This window comes from Paenibacillus sp. OT2-17 (assembly GCF_009827695.1).
Lineage (GTDB): Bacteria > Bacillota > Bacilli > Paenibacillales > Paenibacillaceae > Paenibacillus > Paenibacillus polymyxa_B.
Map to the genome: position 1 here is coordinate 1 of NZ_WUDQ01000190.1, position 6,325 is coordinate 6,325.

6 protein-coding genes are annotated in these 6,325 nt (G+C 48.0%); all 6 read left to right on the forward strand.

Translation table 11 applies throughout. The features are described from left to right. A partial coding sequence (locus GRP75_RS16865; protein WP_272917213.1) for an FtsK/SpoIIIE domain-containing protein occupies positions 1 to 1,533 on the forward strand: 1,533 nt, incomplete at its 5' end. Between the two features lie 16 nt (positions 1,534 to 1,549). Continuing rightward, complete coding sequence (locus GRP75_RS16870) at positions 1,550 to 2,392, forward strand: hypothetical protein (protein ID WP_160789863.1); 843 nt, start codon at positions 1,550 to 1,552, stop codon at positions 2,390 to 2,392. Positions 2,393 to 2,397: 5 nt separating this feature from the next. Next, on the forward strand, positions 2,398 to 2,934 hold the full coding sequence (locus GRP75_RS16875) for a WXG100 family type VII secretion target (RefSeq protein WP_023988266.1): 537 nt from the start codon (positions 2,398 to 2,400) through the stop codon (positions 2,932 to 2,934). Between the two features lie 248 nt (positions 2,935 to 3,182). Continuing rightward, positions 3,183 to 3,458: a WXG100 family type VII secretion target gene (locus GRP75_RS16880; RefSeq protein ID WP_013309990.1), complete on the forward strand. Its 276-nt coding sequence runs from the start codon at positions 3,183 to 3,185 to the stop codon at positions 3,456 to 3,458. A gap of 200 nt (positions 3,459 to 3,658) precedes the next feature. Continuing rightward, positions 3,659 to 5,704 carry a serine/threonine-protein kinase gene (locus GRP75_RS16885; protein ID WP_160789864.1) on the forward strand — a complete coding sequence of 682 codons (2,046 nt, stop codon included), beginning with the start codon at positions 3,659 to 3,661 and terminating at the stop codon, positions 5,702 to 5,704. A gap of 73 nt (positions 5,705 to 5,777) precedes the next feature. Then, on the forward strand, positions 5,778 to 6,325 hold a 548-nt coding region (locus GRP75_RS16890; RefSeq protein ID WP_160789865.1), incomplete at its 3' end, for a vWA domain-containing protein.

The window sequence follows — 6,325 nt, forward strand, 5'->3', positions numbered from 1 at the left end:
GCTGTGTATGGCATGCCGGGCATGGGAAAAACGACCTTTTTGCATACATTGCTGATGTCCACGGCTCAGCGTTTTGCAGCGAATCATTGGAACGGGTATATCATTGATATGGGTCGAACGATGCGCGACTTTGGGGAACTTCCCCAAATCGGGGCTGTTATGATGGCTGAGGAGGATGACCGGATCAAGCGACTGTTCCGTTATCTGTTCAAGATGGTGGCCGTACGCAAGGAAATGCTTTCCGAGGCTGGTGTCAAAACAATAAGCTCTTATCGACGTTCTGCTGTTGAGGATATTCCGCAAATTGTCGTAGTTATTGATGGATATCTTAATTTCCGTAATGCTTATCCAGATGAAAATGAACTGCTGGAATCTCTTTTGCGAGAAGGAGGCAGTCTAGGTATTACGTTTATCATTACAGCGAATCGGATTACCGATGTGTTTGAGAAATTCCGCAGTAACATACCGAATGCTGTTTCTTTTGAAATGTCCGACCCGAGTGACTATTACTATGCGGTAGGACGACCAGCCAAAACGCCAGGACCGTTAATTCCAGGCCGCGCTCTGGTTAAAGGGCATGTTCCTCCGCTGGAGTTCCAGACGGCATTGCCTTCACCAGGAGAAGATGAGGCGGAGCGATCTGCACGGTTACGCCGCAATATTGCTGGCATTGTGCAGGAATGGAAAGGCAAGCACGCACCAGCCATCCTCCCATTACCTGAGCGGATTCCACTGTCGGAACTGCTTCAGCAGTGGGATCGAACAAGTGGACCATCGGGTGCACTTCCTTATGAAGTACCTGTAGGTCTACAGAGTGACGATCTTGAGCCTTTTCTCCTGAATCTGAAAGAAGGGCCCAATTTTATAGTGGGTAGTCCAATGGAGGGTGGAAAAACCTCTTTTCTAATGAGCTGGATTATATCGCTTGCTTATTACACATCACCCGATCAATTGGAAGTCTATACGATCGATACACGCTATGGAGGCGGAGGACTATCTAGATTACGGCATCTTCCTCATGTTAAGGCTGCTGCCGAAAGCGAGGAAGAAATGGGACCTCTGGTACAGAAAGTGTATGATATCGTTCAACAGCGGAACAAGGAGGGGAATGATCCCGAATTGCTCCTGGTCATTGATGATGCGGATATGTTAAGTAAGCAACTGAACGATTTTATGATAAAGGATCAGCTCTCCGCCATTGTACGGTTGGGACGTGATCGCAATGTGCATGTCGTGCTCTCGGGTGTGCCATCTGATTTCCCTACCTTTGGTGTGGACTGGTTTAATGATGTCAAGGCAAGCCAAAGCGGTATGCTATTTGGAACACTAGATTCGAATGATCTATCGTTCTTTCGTATCCCTTATTCGGAGGCGAACGCCGCTGCTGGTGGCCTAAAAGTCCTGCCACCTGGGCAGGGATACTACGTACGGCGCAAATTTACCAGGATAAAAGCGGCAATTCCCTTCTCAGAGCAAGTGAGCTGTGAGGATTGGATAACGAAAATTCGTGACCGATGGCATGTTGTAGTTTGAAGGGAGGTGGCTCATAATGTTAACGTTTCAAGCTTCCAAGCAGAAGTTAATAACCCTCAGGGCGAAGGAACTGTTTTTTCTGGCAGGCGTACTGGGTTCTGACAGACTGCTTGGGGTGGAAGATCCGTTTAAGGGCTATCTAGCAGAGGAGTTGGCGGAAGAGTGGGAGCAGGTAAAAGCTACTCTTTTGGAAAAGGGGTATCTAAAGTGGGTAGATAAAGGCAAAGAGCTAGCAATGCCTCCTACCGTTTTTTCAAGAGTCGCTATCGCGGGATTATCCAACAGGGCTTGCCGTATACGCTATGTGCGGGGAGGTAAGCGGTTTGAAGGCTATCTCCATTGCACGAACGAGCGTGTAGTGGAACTCGTGAAATCCGCTGATGAACCCGATGAGTATCGACTGTACGATCTGGGAAATGTGGAAAAGGCTTGCGAGACATTGATTGATAAAATGGGTTGGGTAGATCGACTTGTGCCTGAATCCCCCGCACTTATGTTCTCCAAGCAGGCATTTAATAAAATTTACGAGCAATCGGCAGGAGAAAGTGTGTCTCTGATCAGCAGTAAACTGACCGAGGCTAGCGGAGATGCAGAGGGGGCTGCAAGACTGGCTCAGTCTTTGAGTTCTCGTGTAGCCGAAGGAGAACTGCAATTGCTGGTATGGAACGGCAGGGAGTGGGAATCACAACGGGCAGCCTTTGTCCTGTGTCCTGCAATGAACTGGATATTTCGGATGAGCTCAAGTGGTAACGGAGACTGGCTGATTGCAGCTATGGCTTCAAGGGATCAGTTTGTGGATTTATTATTAAATTGGTTGAAACAGTCGGCAGTGAATGAAGAAGTGACAGAAGAAGGGTGATGGATATGCGCATTCGAGTTGAACCGGATGTGCTTCGGGGGCTTAGCGGGCAGCTACAGCATGCGGCGGAGCAAATTCAACAGTTAACAGCAGGTTTGGAGCAGGCGTTACAATCGCTGGATTGGGATGTATCTGCACGCGAGGCGATCTTGAATCATTGGATGCAGGCCAAGCGGATGTCAGAACAGATTCATGCTTACCTCCATACATCAGGTACACAACTGAACCGAAAGGCAGAGCAGTTTCAGTCTGTTGATCACAACTATCAAACGATTCTGTCATTTGCCAGCCAACCATTGGGACGACCCGTCACAATGCTCGATTGGTCGAATCAGCAATCACCGTCTATTCTGCCTGGGCAAGCTTCGGAAACAGGCAGTCTGATTTCAAACCCGCAGTCTGTCGTACATGCCATTGCTGGTGTACAGTCTTCGGATGTAGAAACGTTGCATCAGGATATTCTGATGCAGGCGTCTTCTAGCAGTCCGCAGGATTGGTATTTTACTGATCCGTCTACAACAAGAGATCAGCCTGTCGCTTAGTTGGGATCGCGTTCCGGGACAATCTGGATCGACTGCAAAATTTACTTGATTCGTTTCGCAGTTCCCGACTTTATGGGACTTATTAGGTGGTTGTTTTGTTAATATTATACTGTTAGGTGCTGTTTTATAGTTAAAAAGTGGGATTGTTACAATTAGGTCCTTTGCCTTTTGTAGGGAATTAAATAGCCATAGTACAATTTGAACTAGATAAAACAAAAACATTTTTATCATCAAGGAGGACGCAAAAAATGGCAGGACGCATTTTAATTACCCCAGAACAGGTTGATCAGGTGGCTAACCAATTTAAACAAAGTGGTGAGCAAAGCCAACAGATCGTTTCCAGTTTGACACAGTCCATCTCAGGTATGGAAGGTCAATGGGAAGGTATGACTAAACAACGCTTCTTCCAAGAGTTTCAGGAAGCTAGCAAACAAATGCAAGCTTTCGTAACGACTTTGAACAGCATCAGCCAAGAATTGACAGCTATCGCTAACAAATTCCGTACGGTTGACCAAACGAAATAAGTTACCTTGCCTGATAGGCATTAACTTGTCATATACCACTCTATAAGAAGCAATATGTGAGCCATTCCTCACGGTTTGGCACAGGATGTTCAGGAAAAACCGGGCGATCTACGGATACCCGGTTTTCTTGCCATCCATAGATGTATATAATAAGGTGAGGAAAACTAGCATACTGAATGATGTAAGGAGAGGGATGTTTCATGTCTTTTCAACCGAATCCGGGAGACGAATTGATCATAAACGGCACAGCTTATGTGGTTGGACGACATCCCGCTGCACCCGGTTTAGCCTATGCCCAAGCAGGGCGGCAGGGAATTGTATACCAACTGAATGCCAAAAACGGAGCACCGCATGAGGCAAAAGCCCTTAAAGTGTTTTTTCCGAAGTTCCGCATCCCTGCTATGGTTTATCAATCTGAGCATATGGAAGCATACGGGGATATTCCCGGTTTGCAGGTATGCAAGCGTGATGTGCTCACTCCAGAAAGAAACGGAAGTCTGATCGCCGAGCAGCCTGATTTGCTGTATGCGGTGCTGATGCCATGGGTTCACGGTATGACATGGTTCGATTGTCTCACAGATCAGCGTCAGCTTGAGGCTTCCGATAGTCTGGCTTTAGCCAGAGCATTGGCAGGGATCGGTTCAGCTATGGAGCAAAAAGGATTGGCGCACTGTGATTTATCGGCGCCAAATGTGATGCTTCCGTTTTTTTCTGAAGTGGAACTGCCTCAAGGCACGTCAGCTGTGGAATTGGTGGACGTGGAACAAATGTATAGTACTAAAATGGATCGTCCAGACGCTCTATTGGCAGGTTCGCCAGGGTATGCCGCACATCGTACCGTCCACAGCGGGTTATGGAGTGCGTATGCAGACCGTTTTGCAGGGGCAATTATTATAGGAGAAATGCTGGGCTGGTCTGACCGTGTTGTAGTCGACAAAGCGTGGGGCGAGAGTTATTTTGATCAGCATGAAATGCAGACGCCTTGCGAACGTTATTTTATTTTACGAAAATCACTTGAATCCCGTTGGGGCAGCAAGGTGGTAGAATTGTTCAGCCGCGCCTGGGATAGTCAGGATTTAAGCAGTTGCCCTACTTTTGGCGAATGGCTGGTTGTACTTAATGCGGTTACTGAGCAGGAAATTCCAGTTGAGGCTATAGAACCGGAGCCTGTTGCGACAGAAACAATAGAATCGGCAGCGGTGGGCGGTCTTGCCAGTGAAGCTGCACCCTCTTTGTCAGCGCCTGCACCGCTCAAGGCTGAACAGGCTGCATTGCTAAATCAGGCTGCCCTGGAGCAGGGAGAGCGTGGGGTAACGGACAAGCTGTTCCGACAGGCACGTGATTTGGAGCAGCAAAACAAACCTGCTGCAGCGCTGGAAGTATACCGGTCGTTGTATCATTTTGTAGAAGATGGCAGTCCTCTGCATGTGGAGGTGTCGGCTGCGATCACAGGGCTAGAGGAGCAGTTGAATCCCAAGACGCCGGAGCAACCTGAAAAATCAAAAGCCTGGTATCGCTCCAAAGCGTTTATCGTGACAACTGCGGCCGCAGTCGTTCTGTTGGCAGCTGGAATCCCAGCCGTGAATATTCTTGCAGATCAGTCCAATCAGCGTCAAATCGAGGCGGCCAAGCAGGAAGAGGCAGCGAAGGCTGCAAAGGCGGCCGAGGAAAAGCTGGCAGCCGAGCAGGAAGCCGCTCAAAAATTGCTGACGGAGAAACAACGCCAGGAAGCGGAACAGCAGGCCAAACAGCAGGTACTTGCCGCTCAAAAGCAACAGGAAGAGCAGAAGAGACAGCAAGCCCTTATCGATCAACAGGTTAAATATGAAGCTTATCTCGCCCAAAAGGAACAAAATAAGCAGGCGGCTGCCAAGTTAGCGAAGCAAAAAGCGTATGATCAACAGGCAAAGTATGAAAAATACTTGGCTTTGAAAAAAGAGCAGGAAGCTCGTGCCGCCCAGGAAGAGGCAGCTCGTAAGGCAGCAGCCGAGGCGGAACAAAAGCAAAAAGAGTCCTTGCATGCACGAAACAAGGAGAACGTTCTTCAGCTTATTTCCCTGTACAACAAGGCGTATGCCTCTCAGGAAGGTGGAAGCGCTGCGAAGGCTAAGAGCTTTGCCAAGCGTTTTAGAACACTATATGATAGTAATCCTTCTTATTATCGTTCGGTAGGTGAAGTGGGATATCGGGCTTCCTCGATTTATAACTTTTTAGGAGATACGAATTTTAGACTGCCTAAAATTTAATATTTCATATGTTTATATATGGGCGGAATGATAGATGGAGATAGAAGGTAACTGAGGGGAGCATGTACAAACCATGAATTATACAATACAGGCTTCACAACGTACTCCCGCCCTGATCATTTACCTGATTGACATCAGCGCGTCGATGAACATGCTGATGGAGGGGCGGCGGCGTATTGACGTTGTATATGAAGCTATATCGTTGGCGATCCGGCAGATGGTTTTTCGGTCAACCAAAGGAAATCGGCTGACAGCGCGCTATCGGATTGCGATTTTGGCTTATAGTGACGACGTGTATGACCTGCTGAATGGTGTTAAGGGGATAGATGAAATTGCGGCCATTGGCTCGTTGCCCGATTTGACACCCAAACGATTCTCAGATTCTGCAAAAGCCTTCTTGCAGGCTGAACGTATTTTGCAGGCAGAATTACCAGGGATGCAGGATTGCCCTGCACCATTGGTCTGTCATATGACAGATGGGGTTTCCACAGGCGATGATCCGGAACCGATTGCGAAGCGCATTATGAGCATGAGTGTACCGGACGGTAATGTACTGGTGGAGAATATATTTTTATCCGACAGGTTGCTGGAAACGCCTATTCAGGACCCCCGTCGCTGGAA

Excerpts from the sequence above, each read along its gene's own strand:
- GRP75_RS16870 (WP_160789863.1), top strand. The coding sequence starts at position 1,550 with ATGTTAACGTTTCAAGCTTCCAAGCAGAAGTTAATAACCCTCAGGGCG.
- GRP75_RS16875 (WP_023988266.1), top strand. The coding sequence starts at position 2,398 with ATGCGCATTCGAGTTGAACCGGATGTGCTTCGGGGGCTTAGCGGGCAG.
- GRP75_RS16880 (WP_013309990.1), top strand. The coding sequence starts at position 3,183 with ATGGCAGGACGCATTTTAATTACCCCAGAACAGGTTGATCAGGTGGCT.
- GRP75_RS16885 (WP_160789864.1), top strand. The coding sequence starts at position 3,659 with ATGTCTTTTCAACCGAATCCGGGAGACGAATTGATCATAAACGGCACA.